The 25,624-nt window shown below is 62.5% G+C and carries 18 protein-coding genes; 4 read left to right on the plus strand and 14 right to left on the minus strand.

Annotation, left to right across the window (positions count from 1 at the left end):
• Positions 1 to 16: 16 nt before the first annotated feature.
• Complete coding sequence (locus I6L37_RS16240) at positions 17 to 1,543, plus strand: YfcC family protein (protein ID WP_216992388.1); 1,527 nt, start codon at positions 17 to 19, stop codon at positions 1,541 to 1,543.
• Between the two features lie 53 nt (positions 1,544 to 1,596).
• On the opposite strand, the gene I6L37_RS16245 is transcribed toward I6L37_RS16240, so the two are convergent.
• Positions 1,597 to 1,785 (minus strand): hypothetical protein, encoded by a 189-nt coding sequence (locus I6L37_RS16245; RefSeq protein ID WP_216992389.1) that lies wholly within the window; start codon positions 1,783 to 1,785, stop codon positions 1,597 to 1,599.
• A 446-nt stretch (positions 1,786 to 2,231) separates the two neighbouring features.
• On the opposite strand from I6L37_RS16245, the gene I6L37_RS16250 reads away from it, so the two are divergent.
• Positions 2,232 to 2,771, plus strand: coding sequence for a glycine zipper 2TM domain-containing protein (locus I6L37_RS16250; RefSeq protein WP_042069279.1), 540 nt, complete (start codon positions 2,232 to 2,234; stop codon positions 2,769 to 2,771).
• A gap of 81 nt (positions 2,772 to 2,852) precedes the next feature.
• Here I6L37_RS16250 and xdhC read toward each other — a convergent pair whose 3' ends face one another.
• The 11 genes from xdhC to mocA form a co-directional block, all read right to left on the minus strand.
• Positions 2,853 to 3,341, minus strand: coding sequence for a xanthine dehydrogenase iron sulfur-binding subunit XdhC (gene xdhC, locus I6L37_RS16255; protein ID WP_216992390.1), 489 nt, complete (start codon positions 3,339 to 3,341; stop codon positions 2,853 to 2,855).
• Positions 3,338 to 4,216, minus strand: a complete 879-nt coding sequence (gene xdhB, locus I6L37_RS16260; RefSeq protein ID WP_216992391.1) for a xanthine dehydrogenase FAD-binding subunit XdhB — start codon at positions 4,214 to 4,216, stop codon at positions 3,338 to 3,340. Before xdhB ends, xdhC begins: the two co-directional genes overlap by 4 nt.
• Entirely contained in the window at positions 4,209 to 6,527 is a 2,319-nt protein-coding gene (gene xdhA, locus I6L37_RS16265; RefSeq protein WP_216992392.1) for a xanthine dehydrogenase molybdenum-binding subunit XdhA, read from the minus strand. Before xdhA ends, xdhB begins: the two co-directional genes overlap by 8 nt.
• A 401-nt stretch (positions 6,528 to 6,928) precedes the next feature.
• A complete protein-coding gene (locus I6L37_RS16270; protein ID WP_042026467.1) occupies positions 6,929 to 8,254 on the minus strand; it encodes an NCS2 family permease in 1,326 nt (441 codons plus the stop codon).
• A 359-nt stretch (positions 8,255 to 8,613) separates the two neighbouring features.
• Positions 8,614 to 9,930, minus strand: a complete 1,317-nt coding sequence (gene guaD, locus I6L37_RS16275) for a guanine deaminase (RefSeq protein WP_042069273.1) — start codon at positions 9,928 to 9,930, stop codon at positions 8,614 to 8,616.
• Positions 9,931 to 9,966: 36 nt separating this feature from the next.
• Entirely contained in the window at positions 9,967 to 11,469 is a 1,503-nt protein-coding gene (locus I6L37_RS16280) for a nucleobase:cation symporter-2 family protein (protein ID WP_254203500.1), read from the minus strand.
• Positions 11,470 to 11,563: 94 nt separating this feature from the next.
• On the minus strand, positions 11,564 to 14,461 hold the full coding sequence (locus tag I6L37_RS16285; protein WP_216992393.1) for a molybdopterin-dependent oxidoreductase Mo/Fe-S-binding subunit: 2,898 nt from the start codon (positions 14,459 to 14,461) through the stop codon (positions 11,564 to 11,566).
• Complete coding sequence (gene ygfM / locus I6L37_RS16290; RefSeq protein WP_026458528.1) at positions 14,458 to 15,234, minus strand: molybdopterin-dependent oxidoreductase FAD-binding subunit; 777 nt, start codon at positions 15,232 to 15,234, stop codon at positions 14,458 to 14,460. The genes I6L37_RS16285 and ygfM overlap by 4 nt, the downstream gene beginning before the upstream one ends.
• 80 nt (positions 15,235 to 15,314) lie before the next feature.
• Positions 15,315 to 16,643: a putative aminohydrolase SsnA gene (gene ssnA, locus I6L37_RS16295; protein ID WP_061477508.1), complete on the minus strand. Its 1,329-nt coding sequence runs from the start codon at positions 16,641 to 16,643 to the stop codon at positions 15,315 to 15,317.
• Positions 16,644 to 16,673: 30 nt separating this feature from the next.
• The gene (ygfK, locus tag I6L37_RS16300) at positions 16,674 to 19,796 is read right to left on the minus strand and encodes a putative selenate reductase subunit YgfK (protein WP_216992394.1); all 3,123 of its coding nucleotides are present in this window, start codon (positions 19,794 to 19,796) and stop codon (positions 16,674 to 16,676) included.
• Positions 19,797 to 20,207: 411 nt separating this feature from the next.
• Positions 20,208 to 20,930 (minus strand): molybdenum cofactor cytidylyltransferase, encoded by a 723-nt coding sequence (mocA, locus tag I6L37_RS16305; RefSeq protein ID WP_302056808.1) that lies wholly within the window; start codon positions 20,928 to 20,930, stop codon positions 20,208 to 20,210.
• On the opposite strand from mocA, the gene yqeC reads away from it, so the two are divergent.
• Complete coding sequence (yqeC, locus tag I6L37_RS16310) at positions 20,866 to 21,699, plus strand: selenium cofactor biosynthesis protein YqeC (RefSeq protein WP_216992396.1); 834 nt, start codon at positions 20,866 to 20,868, stop codon at positions 21,697 to 21,699. The genes mocA and yqeC overlap by 65 nt on opposite strands.
• A 40-nt stretch (positions 21,700 to 21,739) precedes the next feature.
• The gene (gene yqeB / locus I6L37_RS16315; RefSeq protein ID WP_216992397.1) at positions 21,740 to 23,332 is read left to right on the plus strand and encodes a selenium-dependent molybdenum cofactor biosynthesis protein YqeB; all 1,593 of its coding nucleotides are present in this window, start codon (positions 21,740 to 21,742) and stop codon (positions 23,330 to 23,332) included.
• Positions 23,333 to 23,491: 159 nt separating this feature from the next.
• On the opposite strand, the gene I6L37_RS16320 is transcribed toward yqeB, so the two are convergent.
• Both I6L37_RS16320 and arcC read right to left on the minus strand, forming a co-directional pair.
• Positions 23,492 to 24,415, minus strand: a complete 924-nt coding sequence (locus tag I6L37_RS16320; protein WP_216992398.1) for a DMT family transporter — start codon at positions 24,413 to 24,415, stop codon at positions 23,492 to 23,494.
• Between the two features lie 186 nt (positions 24,416 to 24,601).
• Positions 24,602 to 25,534, minus strand: a complete 933-nt coding sequence (gene arcC, locus I6L37_RS16325; protein ID WP_216992399.1) for a carbamate kinase — start codon at positions 25,532 to 25,534, stop codon at positions 24,602 to 24,604.
• Between the last annotated feature and the right edge of the window lie 90 nt (positions 25,535 to 25,624).

The raw sequence follows: 25,624 nt of genomic DNA on the forward strand, positions 1-25,624 counted from the left end.
TATCGAGGAGCATTTTATGTGTGCCGAGCCGAATACCAAGACCCGGAGACAATTCCCCACCGCGTTTACCATTCTGTTTCTGATCATGTTGCTGGCTATTGCCCTCACCTGGATTATTCCGGCGGGGGCCTATGCCAAGCTCTCCTATAATCCCGCCAGCGCTACCTTGATGGTCAACACACCGCAGGGGGAAACCAGCCAGGTGCCCGCCACCCAGGCAGAGCTTGAGAAATTGAATATCAATATCGACGTTGCCCAGTTCATCAACGGCACCATTCGCAAGCCCATCGCCATTCCCGGCACCTATGAGCGACTGGAGCAGGCCCCCAAGGGGCTCGGTGACGTGGCGGTCAGCATGGTCAAGGGCACCATAGAGGGGGCGGACATCATCGTCTTCATCCTGGTGCTCGGCGGGCTTATCGGCGTCATCAACAAGACGGGAGCCTTCAGTGCGGGCCTGGTGGCACTGTCGCGCAAGACACAAGGCAACGAGTTCCTGTTCGTGGCCCTGGTCTGTCTGGTGATGGCGCTGGGGGGCACCACCTGCGGGCTGGAAGAGGAGGCGGTTGCCTTCTACCCCATCCTGGTGCCCATCTTCCTGGCGCTCGGGTATGACTCCATCGTCTGTGTGGGGGCCATCTTCCTCGCCGCCTCCATGGGCACCACCTTCTCCACCATCAACCCCTTCTCCGTGGTGATCGCCTCCAATGCCGCCGGCATTCCCTTCACCGAGGGGCTCATCTTCCGTGCGGTCGGCTGCCTGGTGGGCACCCTGGTGGTGATCGCCTATCTCTACTGGTACTGCAAGAAGCTCAAGGCCAATCCGGCCTTCTCCTACACCTATGAGGACAGAGACAGCTTCCGGGCCCGCTTCCTGAAAGAGGGCTCCATGGATGAGGGCGTATCCTTCACCCTGCGCCGCAAGATCATCCTGACCCTGTTCATCCTCGCTTTCCCGCTGATGGTGTGGGGCGTCTCCATGGCCGGCTGGTGGTTCCCGCAGATGGCTGCCTCCTTCCTCACCATCGCCATCATCATCATTTTCATCTCGGGGCTGAAGGAGAAAGAGGCGGTTGAAGCCTTCACCCAGGGAGCCTCCGAGCTGGTGGCCGTCTCCCTCATCATAGGGCTGGCACGGGGGGTCAACCTGGTGCTGGATCAGGGGATGATCTCGGACACCATACTGGCCTATGCCTCCGATCTGGTCTCCGGCATGCACGGCGCCGTGTTCGCGGTGAGCCAGATGCTGGTCTTCACCTTGCTGGGACTGGTGGTGCCCTCCTCCTCGGGGCTCGCGGTACTCTCCATGCCCATCATGGCGCCGCTGGCGGATACCGTGATGATCCCGCGCTACATAGTGGTGTCGGCCTATAACTGGGGACAATACGCCATGCTGTTCCTGGCCCCCACCGGCCTGGTGCTGGTCACCCTGCAGATGCTCGGCATCCAGTTCAACAAGTGGGTCAAGTTCGTGCTGCCCATGGTGGGCTTCGTGCTGGGCTTTGGCGCCCTGATGCTGGTGCTGCAGGTGATGCTGGCCTGATCGGCCAATGCCGTGACACGCCGCCGCTGGGCGGCGTGTTTCTTATGCCGGCGTTAGTGACGCACCCGCCCCTGCTGGCGAAAACAGTAGAGCTTGAGGCTGATGTCTGCGAGGTCGGCGGGCAACTCTTCCCCGTCTGCCGCCAGCGGCTGATAGAGGGAGGCGAGCAGTCGTTCGGCTTGCTGCGTCGTGATGACGTTGGCCTGGATGGCCGGGGTGATCCAGCTGGGTAACAGTGACATAAGTCCCCCTTCTCACTCTTTCAGTATCAGGTCCCGGATTGGCTGTGGCTCTGCGTCAACGCGCCATCCATCTCCCCTGACTTATTTCCGCTTCTTGCCACATACGCTGCAAAAGCCTTGCCGGATTGACTCCTTGCCCCCAATCCCCACGCCCAGGGCTCTCGAACCGCCCAACAAGCCTCGCCCGAGGCCATCTCTATGCCAGATGATTGCAAAATGCGACTCACAATAGGCCCATGCCCCCTCTTGTTCCCTCGACATCGCCATTTCGCGGCGATTTTTTCGCCGTTGTCGCCAAAGTCAGACACTTTTTGAAGTGGCGCTTTTTTGACCTTGTCAGCGGCTGTCGCAGCCAGCCCCGGCTCGCCTTGTCCGACCAGGGCGCTATTGACAAGATGAATACAGGCTAGCCAAGCACCCAGATTGAGATTGCAGGAGAAGAGAAGATGAACAAGTCCATGATGGCGGGGATCGGGATCGGTATTACATCGGCACTGGCGTTGTCGGCTGCGGCCAGCGGTGGTTTCTTTACCCCCGAGCCCACCTTCGCCGAGGTGATCGCCAGCAAGCCGGTGACCGAAACCATCAAGACGCCCCGTCAGGAGTGTCGCAACGTCACCGTGACCCACCGCAAGCCGGTGCAGGATGAACACAAGGTGCTGGGCACAGTGGTAGGGGCGGCGCTGGGCGGTGTGCTCGGCCACCAGTTTGGTGGCGGCAGCGGCAAGAAGGTGGCGACCGCCGCCGGTGCAGTCGCGGGTGGCTATGCCGGCAACCAGGTGCAGGGCAACATGCAGGCGGGGGATACCTACACCACCACGGAGCAGCGCTGCAAAACCGTGCAGGAGAGCAGCACCCGCACTCTGGGCTATGACGTCACCTACCGCCTTGCGGGGCAGGAAGGGGTGATCCGGATGGACAAGGCGCCGGGGGCCACCATCCCGGTCAAGGATGGCAAACTGGTGATCGACCAGCAAAAAGGGTGATCCCCCTGCCATCCCCCATAAAAAGGCCCGCCTGATGAAGGCGGGCCTTTTTGCTATCCGGCTTGCAGGTACAGCGCCTGGTCACTCACTTCTGCAGCACTTTTTCACCGCCCGCACCACGTTCTGGTAGCCGGTGCAGCGGCAGAGGTTGCCGGCAAGGCCGCGGCGGATCTCCGCCTCGGTCAACGGGCGACGCTTGGTCTTGTCGAGCAGGGCCGCGCTCGCCATCACCAGGCCCGGGGTGCAAAAACCGCACTGCACCGCCCCCTCGTCGATAAAGGCCTGCTGCACGTCGGAGAGCTCGTTACCTTTGCGCTCCCCCTCCACGGTGCGGATGGACTTGCCATCGGCCCATACCGCCAGATAGAGGCAACTGTCGAGGGCCACGCCATCCACCCGAACGGTACAGGCGCCGCACTCGCCAACGCTGCACCCCTCTTTCACGCTGATAAGCCCCAGGCCGCGCAGGAAGTGAAGCAGCGACACACTGGGCGAGACCGCATAGGAGTAGGGCTTGCCGTTGATCTCGCACTGGATCTCCACAGCGGGACAGGTTTGCGGTTGCATCATAGGATCTGGCCTCCGGCCCGTTCGACGGCGCAGGTGACCACCCGCTGCGCCAGGGTTTTGATAAGGTGCAAGCGGAACTCTTTCTCCGCCCGCCAAGAAGAGCGCGGCGCCACGTCGGCCACCACCGCCTCGGCGATGGCCACGAGCGTCGCCCGGGTCAGGGGTTGCCCCTCGGCCGCCGCTTCCGCGTGGGGCGTGCGCACCGGCGTCGGTGCCGCTACGCCATAAGCCAACCGCAGACGCTTGAAGTGGCCATCCTCAATTTGGCAGTAGGCGGCGCAGCCGATGGTAGCGATATCCATGGCACCCCGCATGGCGTACTTGAAGTAGTGGGATCCCGCATGGGGGTGCGAGTCCGGGGCAAAGTGAAATGCCACCAGGATTTCCGCCGGTTGCAGCGCCACCTTGCCGGGGCCGGTGTGAAAACCGGCGATGGGGATGCGGCGCGTACCGCCCGGGCCGGCAATCTCCAGCTCGGCTTCCAGCGCCACGGTGGGCGCCGCCGAGTCGGCACTGGTGGCGCCGTTGCAGATGTTGCCACCATAGGTGGCGACGTTGCGGATCTGCGGGCCGGCGATGGTAGCGGCGGCCTCGGCCAGCATCGGCAGGCGGCGCTGCACCAGCTCGTTTTCGATGAGCTCGGTAAAGGTGGTGCCGGAACCAATGCGAATAGAACCGTCGGCCAGCTCGCTTACACCTTTGAGCTCGGGCAAGTCGTGAATATCGACGATATGGCGATAAGCGGCATTGAGGTGATGAAGCTGGATCATCACGTCGGTACCACCGGCCAAGAGGCGCGCCTCGGGATCGGCCTGACGCAGGGCAACGGCCTCGGCCACGCTGTGGGCCTTATAGTAACGGGCAATATCAAACATGGGGTTGCTCCTCCCTTGTGCCCTCGGTGATCAAGCCCGCCGCGACAAACGCCCGAAACAGGGTCTTGGGGGTGATGGGCAGCTCGTTGATGGTCACGCCGGTGGCCATCCTGATGGCGTTTCGAATAGCCGGGCCGGGGGAGATGATGGGCGGCTCCCCCAGGGATTTGTGGCCATAGACCGACTGGGGCTCATGGGTCTGCACGAAGTCGCACTCAAGCTCGGGCAAGTCCAGCATGGTGGGGAACTTGTAGTCCAGCAGGTTCGGGTTGCGCACCGCACCAGTCCTGGCATCGATGATCATCTCCTCGAACAGGGACCAGCCGATCCCCATCCCCATGCCGCCGTGCACCTGCCCCTCGGCCAGCTGCGGATTGAGGATCTTGCCCGCATCGTGCAGGTTGATGATGCGATTGATGGTCACCTTGCAGAGATCGATGTCGACACTGAGATCGACAAAGGTGCAGCCAAAGCTCGGCGGGTTGGTGGTGGTCTTGTGGGAGACTTCCGAGGTGATCTGGCCGCCGATGGTGAGGTGGTAGTAGGCATTGACCGACACCTCGGCCACGCTGATGAGCACCTTGTCCGGTGCACCGGCCAGCACCACATAACCATCCACCAGGGTAAGCGAGCCCACATCCTGATGGCAGAGCTGGGCCGCCAGCGAGAGGATGCGCGCCCGCAGCTGGAGCGCCGCCTGATGGATGGCGGGGGCCGCCACATAGCTCTGGCGCGAGGCGAACGAGCCCGGGTCATAGGCAGTGATATCGGTATCCTGGGTCGAGATGACCCGGATCTGCTCAAACGGGATCCCCAGAGTCTGGGCCGCCATCTGGGCAAAGACGGTGTCCGACCCCTGCCCTATCTCGGTGGCGCCGATCTGCAGATTGACGGTGCCATCCTGATTAAGCAGCATGCGGGCGCCGGCGATCTCCACCCCCACCGGATAGGTGTTGGAGCCATAGCTAAAACAGGCCACCCCCACCCCGCGCCGTACCCGGCTCGCCGGGTCCTGCGCCAGGCACTCGGCTCTGAGCCGCTCCCATTCGAACTGCTCGCCCCCCCGGCGCAGGCACTCGGGCAAGCCCGCACTGTAGATGGTCTTCTGGTTGACCTGATTGACGTCCCCCTCGCGGGCCACGTTGGCGATACGCACGGCGAGCGGATCCAGACCCAGCTCGGCGCAGGCATCATCCAGCATGCACTCGAGGGCAAACACCACCTGGGGGGCGCCGTAACCGCGCATGGCGCCAGCGGTGGGCAGGTTGCTGTAAAAGGTCTTGGCATCGTAGCCAAAGGCGCTGCGTGGATAGAGGTAGCTGATCTTGTTGGCGCCGGCGCTGGCAATCGAATGGCCGTGGGAGGCATAACCGCCGGTATTGGAGAGCACGCCCAGCTGATACCCCTTGAGGGTGCCATCCCGGTCGATACCGAGGGTGCCGTCGATGGAAAAGCCGTGGCGGGTGCGAGAGGCAAAGAAGCACTCTTCCCGGCTTAAGGAAACCTTGACCGGCACGCCGCCGAGCTTGTAGCTCAGAAACGCCGCCATCGGCTCTTCCAGCACATCCTGCTTGTTGCCAAAACCGCCCCCCATGTAGGGCTTGATGACCCGCACACTCGACCAAGACAGGCCGAGGGACTTGGCCACCCGGCTGCGCACTATCTGGGGGATCTGGGTGCTGGAGACCACCACGATATGATCCGGCTGATCCATGTAGGCGTAACAGGTGACCGTCTCCAGATGGCAGTGCTGCACCACAGGGGTCTGATAGTGGCCTTTGAACTGAACGTCAGCGGCGGCGATGGCCTGTTCCGGCTCCCCCGCCCGGATTTGGCTTTGCCGCAGCAGGTTGCCGCCGGGGTGGATGGGATGGGCATCGTCGGCCAGGGCGCTCCGGGCATCCGTCATCACTGGCAGCGGCTCGTAGCTCACCTTGACCAGGGCGGCGGCCTTCTCGGCCACCAGGGGATCGCGGGCTACCACGATGGCGACGCCATCGCCAAAGTGGCGCACATGGTCGGTAAGCAGACGCCGGTCTTTGACATCCCGCTTGGCCTCATCGAGGGACCAGGCGTGGCCGGCGGTGCGATAGCAGGTGGCGGGCACATCCTCATGGGTAAACACGGCTTCGACCCCGTGCAGAGCCAGCGCCTCGGAGGCGTCGATGGTTAGCACCCTGCCGTGGGCGATGTTGCTTCGCACGTACTTGGCGTGGCGCATGCCGAGCATGATGTTGTCATCGGTGTAGCGGGCGCTGCCGGTCACCTTGGCCTCGGCATCCACCCGCTTGAGGGGTAATCCTATGGACATGATCCAGTCCTTTTTCAGATGGGAAAATTCCAGAACCAGATGAAAAACAGCAAGATATGCGCCCGTTTCCCCATGGGAACGTGAGGATGGCAAGAAGTGTGAAGGGGATCCCATCTGCCTGAATTTCTCGCCCCCGACGCGGATATTGGCAGGCAAGCAGGGTGGCAAACAAGGAGAGCAGAAAGAGCGGACGTATCAATCTGGTAGCTGGCTTTATCAAAATGGTAGCGGCCAGATCTTTCCTGCCAAAGGGGCTCTGACTCTCTTTTCACATAGCAAAAAGAGGCGCCCCGCTCTCTTGCCACACCGACAAGAGAAGCCAACCACTGTTGCCAAACATTCCCCTCTCCCCACAAAAAAACGGGGCCGCCTGACGGCGGCCCCGAAACGGGTAGGCATCCCTAGATGGCCCACCCCCCAGCGTAGAAAATCACCAGGGCCAGGGCGATGATGACGGTCCCGGGGTTGAGCTTGCGCCACTCGTTGGAGCAGACGCGTCCGATCACCAGGGCGCTGAAGCCCAGCATGATGCCGGTGACGATATTGCAGGTGAGCACGATGAAGACGGCGCACACCAGGCCGGACATGGCCCCGACAGAGTCACTGAAATCAAGCTTGGTGACATTACTCAGCATCAGGAGCCCGACGTACATCAGGGCCGGCGCGGTGGCATAGGCCGGCACCAGGTAGGAGAGCGGCGAGAGGAACAGCATCAGCAGGAAGAGACATCCCACCACGGTGGCAGTGAGCCCCGTCTTGCCGCCCGCTGCCGTGCCTGCCGCCGACTCGATATAGACGGCGGCCGGCGCCGCCCCCACCAGGCCGGAGAAGATGCTGCTGACCGAGTCGGCACTGAGCGCCTTGCCGCTGTTGATGATGTGGCCATCCTTGTCCAGCAGATTGGCCTGGCCCGCCACCGCCCGTATGGTGCCGGTAGCGTCGAACACCGCCGTCATCACCAGCGCCAGCACACTGGGCAGCACCAGGGGCGAGAGGGCCCCCATGATGTCGAGGCTGAAGATAAGGGAGTTGCCCTGCGCATCCGCCAGGCTCGGCATGGCGAACAGCCCCTGATAGGTCACCGCCGGATCGAAGATGAGACCGAAGATAGAGATGGCGATGATGACTAACAGGATCCCGCCCGGTACCCGCAGTTTTTCAAGGCCGAAGATCACCGCAAGGCCGATGAGAGACATGATCACCGGCATGGAGGTAAAGGCCCCGAGCGCCACCGGCAAGCCTTCCAGCGGGTTCTTGATCACCAGCCCCACCCCGTTGGCGGCAATCAGCAAGAGGAAGAGGCCGATGCCGATGCCGGTGCCGTGGGCGATCCCCATCGGCAGGTTATCAAGGATCCAGCTGCGCACCCCGGTCACCGAGATGGCGGTAAACAGTACCCCCATCAAAAAGACCGCGCCGAGCGCCACCGGGATGGAGATCTGCTGCCCCAGCACCAGGCTGAAGGCGGTAAAGGCGGTGAGCGAGATGGCGCAGCCGATGGCCATGGGCAGCTTGGCCCAAAGCCCCATCAAAAGCGAACCAAAGCCCGCCACCAGACAGGTAGCCACAAAGACAGCGCCGGGGGGAAAGCCCGCCTTGCCGAGCATGCTGGGCACCACGATCACCGAATAGACCATGGCGAGGAAGGTGGTGAGCCCGGCCAACACCTCCTGGCGCACGTTGCTGCCCCGCTCGCTGATCATGAAGAAGCGATCGAGCGCCCCCATGGGTGTTTGTCCTGATCCGGCCTCGCCAATCTCCTGCCCGGCCTGCTCTTGCACACTGCGTATCCTGCTGTTTGCCTGGGTCATACCCAACTCCTTTCGAAAACACCTGAATGTGTCGTAACGACATGCGTGTCGTGACGAAATGGCGGTACTCACTGCGGGTCTCTCCTGCGGGCCTGTCGCAGCGCCAAGACCAGATAACAGGCAGATTCAAACGTTTGCCTTGCTGGTCAACAAAACCGGGCCATTTCCCCTTGTGTCCCGGGGTCTGGCCCCGGTGTCTGCGATGCTGGCGCCCCTTGCGGGTTTGCCAGCCTTCGTGTTCTCTGGGGCAACTTCACGCCGCCCCGTTGCCTTCCCTACCCTCGCTCGTGCACCAGCTGGCCATCCACATAGGTGCGGTAGATGGATCTGTCATCCCCCAGGGTCAACAGCACAAAGAGCTTGTCCCGCAAGGTGGTGGAGTTGTCGTAACGCAGCTGCTGCAGTGGAGTGGCGACCGGGTCGAGCACCACGAAATCCGCCTCCTTGCCCGTGGCAAAGCTGCCTATCTTCTCGTCCAGCCCCAGCGAATGGGCGCCCCCCAGGGTGGCGAGATAGAAGGCCTGATAGGCCGAGAGCCGCTCGCTTTGCAGCTGCATCACCTTGTAGGCCTCGTTCAGCGTCTGCAGCATGTTGAAGGTGGTGCCGGCACCGATGTCGGTGCCTATCCCCACCTTCACCTGCTTGTGCCACGCCTTGTGCAGCTTGAAGAGGCCGCTACCGAGATACAGGTTCGAAGTGGGGCAAAACGCGATGGTGGAGTCGGTCTCCTTGAGGCAGTCCCACTCCTGCTCTTCCAGGTGGATGCAGTGGGCAAACACGCAGTTGTGGCCAGTGAGACCGTGCTGGTGATAGACGTCGAGGTAGCCCTGATGCTCGGGAAAGAGGGATTTGACCCAGGCGATCTCCTCCTTGTTTTCACACAGATGGGTGTGCAGATAGGTGGTGGGGTACTCCTCGCGCAGTCGTTTTGCCATCGCCAGCTGCTCGGGTGTCGAGGTGGGGGCAAATCGTGGTGTGATGGCATAAAGCAGGCGACCATTGCCATGCCAGCGCTCGATGAGCGCCTTGCTCTGCAGATAGCTGCTCTCGGCAGTATCCAGCAAGTAGTCGGGGGCGTTGCGATCCATCATCACCTTGCCCGCGATCATCCGCATATTGATGCGACTGGCAGCCTCGAACAAGGCATCCACCGACTCGGGGTGAACAGTGCCGAACACCAGCGCCGTGGTGGTGCCGTTTCGCAGCAGCTGCTTGATAAAGAAGGTGGACATCTCGCGGGCATACTCGCGATCGTTGTAGCGCCGCTCGGCCGGGAAGGTGTGCTGGTTGAGCCACTCCAGCAGCTGCTCGCCATAGGCCCCCACCATCTCGCTCTGGGGGTAATGAATGTGGGTGTCGACAAAGCCCGGCACGATGAGCTTGCCGCGATAATCGCGCACCCTCACCTCGGTCGGGATGCGCCCCTTGCCCTCTTCCCACTGGCCGAACCAGTCGATGCAGCCGTTGCGGATGATCAGGAGCCCATCCTCGACGAGGCGGGCGTGGGCCTCTATCTCCTCGGGGTGATCCACCACCCGGGTGATGTCAAAAAAGCTGCCACGGATGGCTTTGACTGAGTTGTCGTAGTTCATAACCTTGTCCCTGTTTTTATCGTTCTGTAATGAGATTCAGACCCGCTCTATCCCGGGAGCACTCACCCCTGCTTCCTCTACCCTGGGCACTGCCTCCCGGCTGGCGGGGGCGGCCTGAAAGGCGCTGTCCGGCTTGTCGCTGAGCTGGATCACTTCCACCCCCTCGGCGCCCTTGAGCACCTTGTGCTTGCGGCTCTGGGGCAGCACCAGATTCAGGATGATGGCGGTGATGCCGCCGGCGCAGATGGGGTTCTCTACCAGCATGTAGATGCCGGCGGGCAGCACCTTGAAGACGTTCGGGTCGTAGGAGACGCCGAGCCCCAGCCCCAGCGAGGTGGCGACAATCAGGGTCTCGCGGCGATCGAAGCCGTGGCTGATGATGATGCGACCACCGGCGATGGCGATCATGGAGAACATGATGGTCATGGCGCCCCCCATCACCGGGGACGGAATGGTGGTGAAGAAGCGCCCCACCACGGGGAAGAGCCCCAGCAGCACCAGGATGACGGCGATAAACTTGCCCACGTGGCGCGAGGCCACCCCGGTCATCTGGATGACGCCGTTGTTCTGGGCAAAGGTGGTGAGCGGCAGGGAACCGAGGGCCGAGGCGATCACCGACACCAGGCCGTCCGCCAGTACGCCGCCGGAAAGCCGTTTTTGAAACTCGGGGCCGCGGATCTCCTGGCGCGAGACCATGGCGGTGGCGGTGATGTCCCCCACCGCCTCCAGCACGCTCAAGAGATAAATGGTGCCTGCCAAGAGGAAGGCGTGGGCATCGAAGGTAAAGCCGTATTTGAACGGCACCGGAATGGTGACCAGGGGCAGATCATTTAACGGGGAAAAATCCACCATGCCGAGCATCAGGGCCACCACATAGCCCACCAGCAGGCCGATGGCGATGCCGCTCATGCGAAGCAGCGGGCTCTTGCTGCAGTTGAAGGCGACGATGACACAGAGCACCAGCAGCCCCAGGCCGATGTTCTCGTACTTGCCGAAGGTACCGCTGCTCATGGCGGAGAAGCCGCCGCCAAAGTCGATGATCCCCACCTTGATGAGGCTAAGGCCAATCATCAGCACCACCACCCCGCTCACGGTCGGGGTGATCACCCGCTTGAGGTAAGGCAGTACGAAGGAGGAGCCCATCACCAGGAAGGCGCCGACAAAAGAGACCCCGAGCAGGGTCGAGACGATCAGCTCCTCGTGCAGGCCATCTTTTTTCATGGCGCTGCCGAGCGCAATCATCACGGTAACGAAGGAAAAGTTGACCGACTGGATGGAGAGCAGCCCCGAGCCGATGGGACCGTAGCGGTTCACCTGCAGCCAGGTGCCAATGCCGGAGGCGATCATCGCCATGGAGACCAGATAGGCGGTGGTCTCGGTGGAGAGGCCGAGGGCCCCGCCGACGATGAGAGCCGGGGTCACCATGGGCACAAAAATGGCCAGCAGATGGGTCACTGCGCCCATCAGGGTTTGCGAAAAGGGGGGCTGGTCTTCCAGCTCGTAGATCAGATCCGAGTGCTTGCGTGTTGTTTTAGACATCTTGATTGTCCCATCACACAGAATATGGGCGGAGTACTCATTCCGCTGTCAGGTGTCGGGGCGAGCCTGCGCCCGCCCCTCACCTTGGTTGTTGTCATGCCACCGTTTGTTGCTCCAGCTTGCCGAGCTCACGCAGGATCTGCTCCGGCGTGAAGTGCCATTTGCGCAGCCAGATCCCGCAGGCGTCGTGAATGGCGGTGGCGATGGCGGGCGCGGCGCCGTTGACCCCGATCTCCGAGATGGACTTGGCGCCATAGGGGCCGACCTTGTCGTCACTCGGTACCAGGAAGGCCCGAAAATCGTGCGGGATATCGCCAATCTTGGGCGCCCCATAGCTCTTGAGATCCCGGGTGAGCGGGATCCCCTTGCCGTCGTAGCAGATCTCCTCGGTCAATGAGTGGCCAATGGCCCGCATGGTGGCGCCGTAGATCTGGCCGAGGGCCAGCTCGGGGTTGATGGGAGTGCCGCAGTCGAGCAGGGCGTAGAACTTGTCGAGGCGGATCTCGCCGGTGCGCACGTTGACCGCCACCTCGGCGAAGTTGGCCCCGTACGGGAAGGCCAGCTCTGAGGTGATGTAGCTGGCGGTGCCCACCAGGATGCCAAAGCCGGTGCCGGTCTCCGCCTTGTGGGCGATCTGGCCAAGGGAGACCTCTCCCAGCTTGCCGCGCACCACCCCGGGGTAGACCAGCTCGACATCCGTCACCGGTTCGCCCAGCATGGCGGCGCCATGGAACAGGATCTTCTCCTTGAGGTTCTCGGCCGCCTTCTTGGCCGCATTGCCGGAGAAGCAGGTGCCCGAAGAGGCATAGGCCCCCTTGTCGAACAGGGCGTGGTCGGTGTCGCCGGAAATCACATGCACATCGCCGAGCGGGCAACCGAGCACCTCGGCGGTCAGCTTGGCCACCACGGTATCGAGGCCGGTGCCAATATCGGCGCCACCGGAGTGGACGATAAAGGTACCGTCAGACTCCAGCTTGACCATGCAGTTGGCCTGATCGATGTCCGGAATCCCCGATTTTTGCATGATGATGGCGACGCCACGACCGATGCGCCAATCCCCATCCGCGGGTTTGGGGCTGTCCCAGGCGATGAGCTCGCGCCCCTGTTTCAGGATGGGCTCGAGGGCACAACTGGCGGCGTGGGGCACCGAGGTGGGCATCTTGCCCTCGCCGATGGCCCCCAGCACCTTGAGGATGTCCCCTTCGTGGACCCGGTTGTGCTCCACCATGTCGAGCTGATCGATGCCCAGTTGCTCCGCCAGCTCGGCGATGGCCATGGTCAGGGCGAAGTTGCCCTTGGGCGCACCGTAACCCTGATAGGCCCCGGTCGGGCAGATGTTGCTGTAGTAGGTGTTGACGGTGAAGCGCACGTTGTCGCACGGATAGAGCGGCAGGGAGAGCGCCGGGCCGTTGCTTGGCACCGTCAATGAGTGGTTGCCGTAAGGGCCGGTGTTGGCGCGAAAATCCATGTCGATGGCGGTGAGGGTGCCATCTTTTTTGGCCCCTATCTTCACTGTCACCTTGGCCACGTGGCGGGAGGTGTTGCTGATGAACTCCTCTTCACGGGTGTAACGGAAGGTGACCGGACGGCCGGTAACCTTGGTCGCCCAGGCGCACACCTCCTCCAGCAGGATGTCCTGCTTGGAGCCAAAGCCGCCCCCTACCCGCTCCTTGATGACGTGCACCTGGTGCTGCTTCATGCCAACGATGCGCGCCACCTGACGGCGCACGTGCCAGGGCACCTGGGTGGAGGCATGAATGATGAGGCGCTCCCCATCCATGTAGGTAAAGCAGATGTGCGGCTCGGTCGGGCACTGCTGGGCCTGGGTAGATTCGTAGGTGCGCTCCAGCACCACATCTGCCTCTGCAAAGCCCTTGGCCACATCGCCAATCTGGCCATGGACGCTGGCGGCCAGGTTCTCGTGGGGGCGAGCCCCGATGGGGAAATTGATGATCATGTGCTCGTCATCGCGATAGACGGCGTTGGCGTTCTGGGCCTCCAGATCCGCCGGGGAGCCGGCCATGTAGACGATGGGTTCGTCGTGCACCAACGGCGCATTGGGGGCCATCGCCTCATCAATGTTCATCACTGCCGGCAACACCTGATACTCGACCTCGATGAGTTTGAGGGCCGCCAGCGCAATGGCCTCGCTCTCGGCCACCACGGCGGCCACCCTGTCCCCCACGTGGCGCAGCTTGCGACCAAACATGCGGCGATCGAGCGGTGACGGCTCGGGGGCGCTCTGGCCACCCGGGGTGTAGTAGACATCTGGGCAGTTGCGGTAGGTGATGACGTGCACCACCCCGGGCATGGCTTCGGCGCGGCTCACGTCAAGCCGGGTGATAAGGGCGTGGGGATGGGGGCTTCGCAGCATCTTGATGACCAGCGCATCCTCGGTGACCCGATCCTCCACGTAGCAGGGCTTGGCCTGCACCATCTTGGCGGCGTCCACCTTCGGGCAGCTCTTGCCGATGTGGCGCAGGTCATCGCGAAACTCGGGGGCGATCTGGCACAGGTAATCGGGATCCTTCATCCGCGAGCAGGCAAGCTCAATGGCCTGGTAGAACTGCTGGTAACCGCCGTCACGGTGGAACAGGCCCGAGAGTGCATCGTCGATTTGATCACGGGTGGGGTTCGGGTGGCGATCAAGCAGGTCCGTCACGATCAGGGAGGCGGCCGGATCGTTGTAACCGGACTGCACCACCCCTACGTCCACCATGGCCTGCTGCACCAGACTGAGTTGGTTCCAGCTGCCAAGCGACTCGGCGGTGCGCACCTCGGCCCCCTCCAGTTGCGCGGCGATCAGCAGGGAGGCGTTGACCACCTTGCCATTGAAGAGGATGGCGTCGGAGCCGGCAAAGCCGAAGCCGTCGTCACTGTTGCGCACCGAATGCATCCGGCACTGGTTGAACAGCACCCGCTGGGCATTCTCGCCGGCGGGGCAAATGACGGTGCGCAGGGCACCGTTCAGGGTGAAGTTGAGTTCCATCATGCCTGTACCTCCTGCTGCTGGCACTCCACCAGCAGATCCGCCACCACCACGCCGCTGATATAGCGCTTGTAGGCCACGCTGCCACCGAGATCCGCACGCGGAGTGACCAGCTCGCTCACCGCCGCCTCCAGCGCCGCATCGTGCAGATCGCGCCGCTCCACATCACGCAACCGCATGGGCTGAGGCGTCACGCCGGCCAAGGCGACCCGCATCTCGCCAAGGGCATCGAGGGCCACCGCCGCCGTCATCACGGCCAGGCCGTCGGCGTTACGACTGATGCGACGGGTCGCGCAGCGCAGGTCGGGTTCCGGCAGCACCACCCCCAACACCAGCTCCTTGCGCTGGCCGGCCAGATAGGCGTCGATGGGCTGCAGCTGGTTGTTCTCCAGCACCACCACGGCTTCGAGCACCAGCAGCACCGGCAGCAGGGGGGAGTCCTGCTGCTGGCAGGCAAGCTCGCCGCCGACCGTGGCTTGGTTGCGCAGGTGACGGGAGTAGACAAATCCCAGCGCCTCGCCCAACGCGGCCGGGGTACGGGGATCCTCTTTGAGGGTTTGCAGGGTGACGCTGGCGCCGATGTGGAGCTGGCCATGCTGCTGTTCAATCTGGCCAAGGCCGAGCCGCGCCAGGGAGATGGCGACCTTCTTGTCGGTGCGGGTCGGGGCGGCGTTGAGCTTGCTGCCGCCCCCCATGTAGACGGCGTCGTTGCCAAACTGGGCCTTGAGGGCCAACGCCTGACCCAGTTGCTCGGGTCGGAAGAATTGTTCAATCATGTGTCGTCCTTACTCTTGCTGCCCGCCGCCGGGACGTTCCACAGGGCGGGCAATCCGGTGCAAATCTGCAAACGGCGGCCCTAGGCCAGCGCGTCCATCCGTTGCCACAGGCGGCTCGCCACCTTGCTGGCCTGCTGATAAATGGGCTCGACGTCAAAGGCGAACTCGCGATCCTGATAGACCATGCGCCCCTCCACCATCACGCTGTTGACCGAGGATGAACCCATGCCAAAAGCAAGGTGGCCGCCGAGGTTGCGCGGCGCCAGCGGAGTCGGTGCGGCGTAGTCGCAGATGGTGAGGTCGGCCTTGTAACCCGCCTCCAGTCGGCCAAACTTGGCGCCGAAGTTGCGCTCGAGCAGGGTGTTGCCGTTCCACAGGAACCGGGCAAAGCTGTCTGGCCACAGCGCCCCGCCGGCATCCCTGTGCTTGAAGTAGGCAAACTTGAGCTCTTCGAACATGTCAGAGCCGATGCCGTCGGTGCCAAGCGCCAGGTTGCGGTATTCCGGCAGGTGCAGGTTGTAGCCCACGTGGTTGTTCATGTTGGAGCGGGCGTTGTGCACCAGGAAGGCATCGCGGCTGTTGAGCAGCTCGATATCGGCCGGGCTCAGGTAAATGCCGTGGGCGATCAGGGTCTTGCTGTCGACAAGGCCAAACTCGTCCAGCCGGGCGATGGGCTCCTTGCCATGGTGGTGGTGGCCGTGGGCCATGTCGTAACGGTCTTCCGCCACATGGATATGCAGACCGCGCCCGGTGACTTGCAGCGCTTCACGCAGCATGGCCAGCCCCTCGTCCGGCACCGTGAAGGGGGCGTGGGCGCCGATGTGCGCCTCCACCAGATAGGGTTCGTCCCCCTTGGCCTTGGCGGCATCGATGGCTTGCGCAAACTGGATGTTCTCCTCCACCCCGGCCTGCAGTTCGGCCAGCCCCCCGTTGCGATCCGTGGTCTCGAAGCAGGTCATGCCGCGCAGCCCCGCCTCCATGAACCCTTTGCGCAGCACATTGAGGGAGCCCTTGATGAAATTGGGCGAAGCGTGGTGGTCGATCACCGCGCTGCAGCCGCTCTTGATCGCCTCGAGCGAACAGATGAGACCGCTGTAGTAGAGGGACTCCTCGTCGAGCGCCCGATCGAGGCGCCACCAGAGGTTTTTCAGGGTGGAGATAAAGTCCGGGCAGGGGGCGATGTTGGCCATGATCCCCCGCGACAGGCCGGAGTAAAAGTGGTTGTGGGCACAGACAATGCCCGGCATCACCAGCTTGCCCCCCATCTCCCGATAGTTCGCTTCCGGGTAGAGGGCCCGCAGATTAGGGCCTACCGCCTTGATAAGGGAACCTTCGATGGCGATATCCACCCCCTCCAACACCCGGGTCGGCTCCAGCTGGACGGCGGTGACGTTTTTCAGAATAAACATGGTTTGCTCCTTCGCTTATTCGTTATTCGCTCAGGCCGCGACGGCCCCCAGCAGGTAGTGGTGGTGCGCATGGACATGGCTGATGATGCGGCACATGTCACCAAGGGCCTCGGGCACATCCAGGATCCGGCTTTGGGCGTCTATGGTCAGGCGATAGGTCTCGCCGCCCTGACGCACCCGCAGCTCACCGCCTCCGTCATGGCCCTCGGCCAGATAGAAACCGGGGTTGCGGCTGTTGTCGAAGTCCTCGGGCAGGCTGAAGATGGTGACCTTGTCCTGATAGGGCTTGCCCTGCCAGGGGCAGAACTGGGCGCAGTTGCCGCACTCGTTGCAGTAGGCGTCCAGGTGCAAGGTCTGGAACTGGTCCTTGAAGCCCGGCACCGCGATGGCGACGTTGGCCCGGTTGGGGCAGACATCCACGCACTTGCTGCAGAGGTAGTTGCACTCGAGGCAACGATGCGCCTCCTGGGCCACGAAGGCATCCCGCTCCCCCTTGTCCACCAGGGTGACGGCGATATTGCCCTTGCGGCGGTAGATCTCCTCCTTGTCAGACGGCTGGCTGGTCACATCGCACGGCTGGCCGGCAATGTGCTCGCGGGCCAATACCAGATCCGCGGCGCGGCGGGCACCACCGATGGCAGCCACGATGGAGGACGGGCCGCTTTGCACGTCGCCGATGAGGAAGACGTTGCGACGGCGGGTCTCGCCACTTTGGGCATCCACCTCGGGCCAACCATCGCTGCCAAGGGGAATCCCCATGCGCTGCAACACCTCGCAATCGGGCTGCTCGCCGATGGCGGTGATCAGCGCATCCATCTGCATCACCTCGGTCTGTTCGGTGGGCACGGGGCGGCGGCGCCCCTGCTCGTCAGGATCCCCGAGGGACATCATTCGCACGGTGAGCTTGCCATCTTTATCAAAGCGCTCCGGATTGGTGAGGAAGCAAAAACGCACCCCATCCTCCACCGCTTCCAGATACTCCTCGCGATAGGCGGGCATCTCTTTTTCGCTGCGGCGGTAAATCACGGTCACATCGCTCACTCCCGGCACCTTGAGGGCGGCGCGGGCACAGTCCATGGCGGTGTTGCCGGCGCCGATCACCGCCACATGGCGGCCGAGCGGCAGCGGCTTGCCCTGATTGAAGCTGCGCAGGAAGTGGAAGGATTTGTAGATGCGCTCGTGATCCCCTTCCAGACGCATGCCGCCGTTCTTGTCGGCCCCGATCCCGACGAAGACATAGGTAAAGCCCTGCTCCTGCAGCTTGTCGACAGTTAGCGCCGGATCGCAACCAAACTCGAACTTGACCCCGTGGGCGGCGACAAAGTCGATGTCGTGCTGGATAAGTTCAGCCGGAATGCGGAACTCGGGGATGATGTGCTTGACCACACCGCCGGCGTCGGCCTCGCGCTCGAAGATGGTGACCGGATGACCGGCCCGGGCCAGGAAGTAACCGGCGGACAGACCCGCCGGACCTGCGCCAATTACCGCGACCGGGTGCTTGTCACCGCTGCCGGCCGGCTTGTGCCAGCGCGCCTTGTACCCTTCCCAGCCGCGCTCGAGGGCCACTTTTTTCAGCTCGCGGATATTGAGGGGGCTGTCGTAGTCCAGACGGGTGCAGTTGTATTGGCACTGGTGATCGCAGATATGGCCGGTGATGGCGGGCAGAGCGTTGCGCTGGTAAATCAGCTCGAGGGCCGCCACATACTCCCCCTCGCCCATCAGGCGAATGTACTCGGGGATATCCTGATGCACGGCGCAGGCGGTGACGCAGGGCGCCACGTAACAGTCGGTCAGCGGCAGGCCGCCACCCACCTCAATGCGATCCTCGGACTTCCACTCCTTCTGGGTGTAATCCATGGTGAGGGCCTTGGCGGCCAGGGCCTCCAGCTTGGCGACATCCACCCGGGTCATGGCCCAGCTGTCGGACGCATCTATCTCCTTGAGACACTCCAGCTGGCGCAGGTAGCCACCCGGCTTGAGCAGATCGGTGGCCATGGTGATGGGGCGGATGCCGGTTTCGAAGATCTCGCAGATATTGAACTTGCTGGCACCGCCCGAGTAGGAGATGGGCAGCTTGCCATCGAAGGCGCGCGACAATACGGCGGCCACGTTGATGGAGAGCGGGAACAGCGCGCGGCCGGACATGTACATCTCATCCCCCGGCAGCGCCCCCTTGCGGTTGATAGTTCCGAGGGTGTTGGTGAGTTTCACCCCGAAGGTGAGCCCCTTCTCGGCGCCCAGCGCCATCAGACGGGTCAGCATCCCCTTGGCCTGATCCAGCTTGAGATCGTGATCGAACGACTCTTCGCTCAGACCAATGTAATCAAAGCCGCAGCCATCGAGGATCTCGCGCACTCGCGGGTAGCCCAGCAGGGTCGGGTTGAGTTTGACGAAGGTGTTGAGCCCCTTCTCTTCCAGCATGTAGCGGCAGATGGCCTCGATTTCGTTGGGTGGACAGCCGTGCATGGTGGAGAGGGTAACGCCGTGGACCAGGGTGGCCGGAATGCAGTCCGCCAGCTGCTGCAGGCGATCCCGGCGCGCCTCCAGCCCCAGCTCGGCGATAAACTGCTCGTCGGCCACCAGGTCACGTACCACCTGCTGGTACTCGGCAAATTTCGAACTTTGGCTTGCATCCATCAGGCTGTGGATGAACTGCTGCATCGGTGGTTGTTTGATGCCGTCGAGGTTGTAACCCACGCTCATGTTGAAGATGAAGGACTTGGCTTCCCCGTCGAGGCGCGGATCGAAGATCTCCTCCAGCAGATAGAGGGCGAACCAGGCCTTCAGGTACTCGTCAAACGCCTTGGTCAGGGTAAACTCGGTGGACCACTCGGTGTTGAAGCACTCGTCCTCGGCATCGATGCAGGGCTTTGCCAGTTCGAGACGGTCCAGGATCTGCACCGTCTTGAGCTCGATAAAGCGCCCGCCGGTCAGCCAGGAGGTGACGATATTCTGGGCCAGCTGGGTATGGGGGCCGGCCGCCGGGCCGATGGGGGTCTCGCAGGTTTCACCGAATACCTTGATCTTGCGCTCGTCCTGCTTGCGATAGAATTGCGCGGCGGGAATGCCGAAGATGGACTGGCTCTCTTTATATTCCGCAAAAATTCGGGTCAGAAGGTTCTTGAAGGGAACGGGTCGCATAATATCGCCCATGATGATCTCCTTGCAGCGGCTCTGCTCATTTACATGGTGAATAACTGGGGTTTTCCTGCGGGATCGCCCCTTGTAAAGGAGAAGAGCAACTATCAGGCCAGCGCGGCTGCAAATGATTTTTTTGCGATAAAAGCGTGAGGCAGCTCCAATTAATGAAAGTGACAGACAATTGGCCCGCCATATTAAATGAGAGTGGTTATCACTCACTCGAAAATATATTCAGGCATACCGTGATAAAAAATGGGGGCTATCAAATCAGGCAGATGTCCATATCACTTTGATACGGCCAAAATTATCGCCTTTATCACGATAATGGCGGCCCTGTCGGCCGCCATATATAGATGCACGGGTGCTGCCGGAATAAAGGAAAAGCAAGAGATGAGCTGCGGCTACCTTGTCAGGCAGGCTTGCTTAAAGAGTGGATGCGGGCATCTCAGCACCTGCTGTCGGCGCCTGCGCCAGCAGAGCCTGATAACGGTCCGGCGTATCCACATCAAACAGGATGGCGGGGCTGTCGACCGGCACCAGACGGTGAGGGTGCTGCTGCAGCCAGCGCCGCACCGAACCTTGCGCCGGAGCCGCCGCCAGCGCCCTGGCAAGGGATTTTGGCAACAATACCGGGTGACCCGCCTCCCCCTGCCAGGTCGGAAAAAGTGCATATTCTCCCCGCGCCTGCCAGAGCGTCTGGAACACGGAAGGAGGAATGCAGGGGAGATCCCCGTGGCTGATAAAGAGGTAGTCCGCCTCACTCGCCGCCAGGGCGCAGCGGATGGAACTGCCCAGCCCCTGTTCATAGTCGGGATTATTCACGATCTGAATATCGCGCCGCCCGCCATAACGGGCCACCAGCTCGTCGCCGCGATATCCCACCACCAGAATGACCCGCTCACAACAAGCCAGGGCATTTTTGAGACTTGCATCAAGTATTGTCCCCGAACCGTAAGGTAGCATCATTTTCCAGCTACCCATTCGGGAGGACAATCCCGCCGCCGTCATTACGCAGTCGCACGATTCTTTTCGATTGGCAGACTGTTTCTCGCTTCCTTCTTTATTTAATTCGGACATCACCATGTCATTACCTGCTCCTGTATCGATCCCCTTTCCGGATATTTCCTCATTATTAGACCAGCTCATAAAAAATAGTGATAGCCATACCACATTAATTAGTCTGTGCGGAGCCGGCGGCAAAACCAGCACCCTGTTCTGGCTGGCCGACTATTTCCATCAACAGGGCAAGAAAGTGCTGATCACCACCACCACCCGGATGTTTCTGCCCTCCCCGTCCCACTATCGGGAATTGATCATCGAAGCAGATCCGGTCCACCAGCTGACCCGCTGCCAGCAGCTGCCCGATGGCCCGGCCCTGATCGCCCTGTTCAGCCATATCGAGCAGGCCAGCGGCAAGGTAGCAGGCCCCACGCCCCAGCAGCTGGATCTCATCAAGGGGCAGCAGCGCTTCGACATCATCCTGGTCGAGGCGGACGGTGCCCATCACAAGTTATTGAAAGTGCCGGCTTTGCACGAACCTTGCATTCCAGGAAGCAGTGATTGGGTGATAGCCCTGGTGGGCGGCGCCATGGTAGGGGCAAAGGCCGACCCGGCGCAGATCCACCGCTGGGCCGAGCTTCAGGCTTTATGCGGGATTGCGCCAGGTGAACCGCTGGATTGGCCGCTGTTCGATAGGCTGCTCTCCCACCCCGACGGGGTGTTCAAGGGCACCCCTGCAAGGGCGCGACGGATCTGGTTTATCAACGGTGATTATCAAAATGAGGCGTCATGGCAGCCGCCATTGATAAACCTGCTGGCCCGTCACCCCGAACTTCACGCCATCTGGCAGGGGGCGGTGCGCGAACCGCAAGCCATCCGCCACGCCATCGCGCTCATACCCGGGGAGCCGGTTTAGCCACGGTCCCGGTTTGGTTAAGGATAACAAGAGGTACCTTATGAATCTGTTTGCACACGCTGCCCGGCTGGAACAAGCCAACACCCCGTTCGCCATGGCCAGGATCATCGAGAGCCGCGGCTCCACCCCGCGCCATCAGGCCCAGATGCTGATCGAGGGAGATGGCCGGATCCACGGCACCATCGGCGGTGGCATGATAGAGCGACGGGTGATCGAGGAGGCGATCGCCGCCATTGCCGAGCGCAAGCCGCGCATCTTCCAGGGCCGGATGGCCCGCAACGGCGAACATGCGGTGGGCTCGGATTGCGGCGGCGCCATGTCGGTCTATATCGATGTCTACGGCCTGCGTCCCCGGCTGGTGCTCATCGGCGCCGGTCACGTCAACCGGGCGCTGGCCCATGCCGCGGCCCCGCTTGGCTTTGACATCCACGTGGGGGATTGCTTCGAGGGGAGCCTTAATCCCGAGGTCTTCCCCGCCGGCACTCATCTTCAGCAGGCCGACACCATCAGCGCCGTCATCGAGGCGCTGGCCATCGAGCCCGCCAACTTCGTCATCATCGCCACCAACCATCAGGACAAGGAGGCGCTGGATCGGCTCATCACCCGTCCCCTCGCCTACCTGGGACTGCTCGCCAGCAAGCGCAAGGTGCAGACCTTTACCCAGGCGCTGCGCCAGCAAGGGGTGAGTCAGGAGCAGCTGCAGCAGCTGCACGCTCCCATCGGCTACAACATAGGGGCCGAGACCCCGGAGGAGATCGCCATCAGCATCCTCGCCGAGCTGTTGCAGGTGAAAAACGGCAAGGCGGGTGGCCTGATGCAGGACGATGTGCGCCTCAAACAGGATCGGCTGGTAGTGATGCGCGGCTCAGGCGATATCGCCACCGGGGTGGCGCTACGCCTGCACAATGCAGGCTTCAAGGTGGTAATGCTGGATCTCGACAAGCCCACGGTGATCCGCCGCACCGTCGCCTTCGCCCAGGGGATGTTTGACGGCGAGACCTGCGTCGAGGGAGTGCGCGCCAAGCGGGCCGAGAGTGTCGAGCAGGCCTTTGCGCTGCTGGAGCAGGGGATCATCCCCCTGCTGGTGGACCCCGACTGCGCGACTCTCGCCGAACTCAAGCCCCGCTACCTGGTGGATGCCATCCTCGCCAAGCAGAACCTCGGCACCCGCAGGGAGATGGCCCCTATCACGGTGGCCCTCGGCCCGGGCTTTGAGGCGGGCCGCGACTGCAATGCGGTGATCGAGACCAACCGCGGCCACCATCTGGGCCGGGTCATCTATCAGGGCCCCGCCCAGCCCAATACCGGCATTCCCGGGGTCATCGAGGGACACTCGGCCCGCCGGGTGGTGCGTGCCCCCGCCCCCGGAGTGATGAAAAGCCTGATCAAGCTCGGCGATCTGGTGCAGGAAGGGGACGTGATCGCCCACGTGGGGGACGCTCCCATTATCGCGCCGCTTTCAGGCATGGTGCGGGGGCTGCTGAGTGACGGCATAGAGGTACCGGCAGGCTTCAAGATCGGGGATATCGATCCCAGGGGCGAGCGGGCCGATGCCACTACGGTGTCGGACAAGGCCCGCGCCATTGGCGGCGCCGTGCTGGAAGCCATGATGCACCTGACCCAGCGCCGATAAGCGCGAACACACAACCTATCGGCAAGGCCCGCGTTATCGATGGGCGGCGCCGTGCAGGAGGCCATGATGCACCTGGCCCAACGCAGATAAGCAGACACAAAGACAACAGGGCCCGCCATAATGGCGGGCCCTTTTTTATGCCTTTACCAGCAATACGACTCAACCCTGCTTGACCCGGGTCTCCCCCGCCACCGACACCACGGAGCGTTTGCCCTTGCGGCTGATGACGACAAGCGCCAGCACGATAAGGGCGATGCCGCTCCCCTCCACCGGCCCCGGGTTTTCCCCGAGCAGCCACCAGGAGAGCAGCACGCCGCTCACCGGCACCGCCAGGGTGCTGAGCCCGGCAATCCCCGCCGGCAGTTTTTTCAGCACAAACAGCCAGAGACTCCAGGCCAGCGCCGTGGCAAAAATAGCACTGTAGGCGAGCGCGCCAAACACATAGGGCTGCCAGTCGATGGGTCGCTCCGGCACCAAGGCTGCCACCAGCGCCATCACCAGGGTGGCGTAGATCATCTGCCAGGTGGTGAGGGACATGAGATCCACTGTGGGATGACGGGCATACATCCGTTTGGCGATGATGGCGCTGATCCCCCAGCAGATGCCGGAAGCGATCCCGAGCAGCGCGCTCTTCATGGAGTCGAGGTGCAGCTGCCAGGGCTCGATCACCAGCAGCAAGCCGCAGGCGGCCACCCCGACCGCCACGTAGTGGAGTCGGCGCATCCGCTCACCCAAAAAGAGCGCCGCGAAGATCACCACCCAGAACGGCATGGTGTAGCTCAGGATCGCCACCTTGCCCGCCCCGCCGCTGATCAGGGCCCACTGGGCCAGCCCCACCATACCGCAGGTCTGGAACAACCCGATGGCCAGGGTGTAGCGAAACGGAGTGGGTTTAAGGTATTTGCGGCCACGCAGGCATTGCACCAGCAGCAACACCAAAGAGCCGCACAGGCAGCGCAGGGCGGTGAACTCGAAGGCCCCCGCGTAGAGCATCACCTGCTTCATCACGATCCAGCTGTAACTCCAGATGGCGGTGAGCAGAACCAATCCCCCCAGCGCCGCCATGTTGATCTTGCTACTCATTACTTGCCTTGTTGCCTCTTCTATCGCCAATCAGCCCGCTTTTGGGGGAGCCATCTTACGCCGCTCCTGTCACCCTGCCCATCGCGGATCACAACTTGCCGACTTATTTTTCCCGTCTGCCAATCCCTTGCGCCAGCCAACAGAAAGGGGGCCGATGGCCCCCTGTTTGTGCTGACAAGATCGAGCCTACTGACTTATCAGGGTGCCGGTCTTGCCGGCGATCCCCTCGGCCGCCTTCTCCAGCAGAGTGATGAGGGATTTGCGCCCCGGCATGGAGCTCGCAAACGAAAGCGCCGCCTCCACCTTGGGCAGCATGGAACCCTTGGCAAACTGCCCCTGCTCGATAAAGCCCCGGGCATCCGCCACGCTCAGGGTGTCGAGCCACTGCACGTCGGGCTTGCCGAAGTTGATGGCGACTTTTTCCACCGCGGTGAGGATGATCAGCATGTCAGCATCAATCAGCTCCGCTAGCCTGGCACTGGCCCAATCCTTGTCGATCACCGCGCTGGCGCCGCGCAGGTGGTTCCCCTCGCGCAGCACGGGGATGCCGCCGCCACCGACCGTGATCACCACCTGCCCCGCCGCCAGCATGGCCGAGACCGTCTCCTTCTCGATGATGTCGACGGGTTTGGGGGACGCCACTACCCGGCGATAGCCGCGACCGGCATCCTCTTTGAGGCGCTCGCCTTTGGCCATCAGCGCCTCGGCCTCCTCCTTGCTGAAAAAGCCGCCGATGGGTTTGCTCGGGTCGAGGAAGGCGGGATCGTTTGTATCCACCTCAACTTGTGTCACCAAGGTGGCAACCGGCTTATGGATACCGCGCTCGAGCAGCGCCTCGCGCAGGGCGTTTTGCAGGTCATAACCGATATAACCCTGACTCAGTGCCACGCAGACCGACATAGGCAGATGGGGCGCCTTTTCGTCGTGGCGGGCCGCCACCTCGAACGCCTGCTGGATCATCCCCACCTGCGGGCCGTTGCCGTGGGTCACCACCACCTCATGCCCCTTCGCAATCAGGTCGGCGATGGTGCGCGCCGTGCCCTGCACCGCTTGCATCTGCTCGGGCAGGTTGTTGCCAAGAGCGTTGCCGCCAAGGGCCAGTACGATTCGCTGTTTCATCTTGTGCTCTCCAATTCTTGTGCTCTCCAGTGATGGGAGAAGCCGGCGCGCGGTCGGCTCCCTTTGTGTGCATCTATCTCTCTATGAAAA

The sequence above is a fragment of the Aeromonas sp. FDAARGOS 1407 genome (genome assembly GCF_019048725.1).
GTDB lineage: Bacteria > Pseudomonadota > Gammaproteobacteria > Enterobacterales > Aeromonadaceae > Aeromonas > Aeromonas enteropelogenes.

Excerpts from the sequence above, each read along its gene's own strand:
- mocA (WP_302056808.1), bottom strand. The coding sequence starts at position 20,930 with ATGAGCTGGTCTAATAATGAGGAAATATCCGGAAAGGGGATCGATACA.
- I6L37_RS16270 (WP_042026467.1), bottom strand. The coding sequence starts at position 8,254 with ATGGGGGCGCTCGATCGCTTCTTCATGATCAGCGAGCGGGGCAGCAAC.
- yqeB (WP_216992397.1), top strand. The coding sequence starts at position 21,740 with ATGAATCTGTTTGCACACGCTGCCCGGCTGGAACAAGCCAACACCCCG.
- guaD (WP_042069273.1), bottom strand. The coding sequence starts at position 9,930 with ATGAACTACGACAACTCAGTCAAAGCCATCCGTGGCAGCTTTTTTGAC.
- I6L37_RS16285 (WP_216992393.1), bottom strand. The coding sequence starts at position 14,461 with ATGATGGAACTCAACTTCACCCTGAACGGTGCCCTGCGCACCGTCATT.
- I6L37_RS16320 (WP_216992398.1), bottom strand. The coding sequence starts at position 24,415 with ATGAGTAGCAAGATCAACATGGCGGCGCTGGGGGGATTGGTTCTGCTC.
- ygfK (WP_216992394.1), bottom strand. The coding sequence starts at position 19,796 with ATGGGCGATATTATGCGACCCGTTCCCTTCAAGAACCTTCTGACCCGA.
- arcC (WP_216992399.1), bottom strand. The coding sequence starts at position 25,534 with ATGAAACAGCGAATCGTACTGGCCCTTGGCGGCAACGCTCTTGGCAAC.
- yqeC (WP_216992396.1), top strand. The coding sequence starts at position 20,866 with ATGTCATTACCTGCTCCTGTATCGATCCCCTTTCCGGATATTTCCTCA.
- ygfM (WP_026458528.1), bottom strand. The coding sequence starts at position 15,234 with ATGATTGAACAATTCTTCCGACCCGAGCAACTGGGTCAGGCGTTGGCC.
- xdhA (WP_216992392.1), bottom strand. The coding sequence starts at position 6,527 with ATGTCCATAGGATTACCCCTCAAGCGGGTGGATGCCGAGGCCAAGGTG.
- I6L37_RS16245 (WP_216992389.1), bottom strand. The coding sequence starts at position 1,785 with ATGTCACTGTTACCCAGCTGGATCACCCCGGCCATCCAGGCCAACGTC.
- xdhC (WP_216992390.1), bottom strand. The coding sequence starts at position 3,341 with ATGATGCAACCGCAAACCTGTCCCGCTGTGGAGATCCAGTGCGAGATC.
- I6L37_RS16250 (WP_042069279.1), top strand. The coding sequence starts at position 2,232 with ATGAACAAGTCCATGATGGCGGGGATCGGGATCGGTATTACATCGGCA.
- I6L37_RS16280 (WP_254203500.1), bottom strand. The coding sequence starts at position 11,469 with ATGTCTAAAACAACACGCAAGCACTCGGATCTGATCTACGAGCTGGAA.
- xdhB (WP_216992391.1), bottom strand. The coding sequence starts at position 4,216 with ATGTTTGATATTGCCCGTTACTATAAGGCCCACAGCGTGGCCGAGGCC.
- ssnA (WP_061477508.1), bottom strand. The coding sequence starts at position 16,643 with ATGTTTATTCTGAAAAACGTCACCGCCGTCCAGCTGGAGCCGACCCGG.
- I6L37_RS16240 (WP_216992388.1), top strand. The coding sequence starts at position 17 with ATGTGTGCCGAGCCGAATACCAAGACCCGGAGACAATTCCCCACCGCG.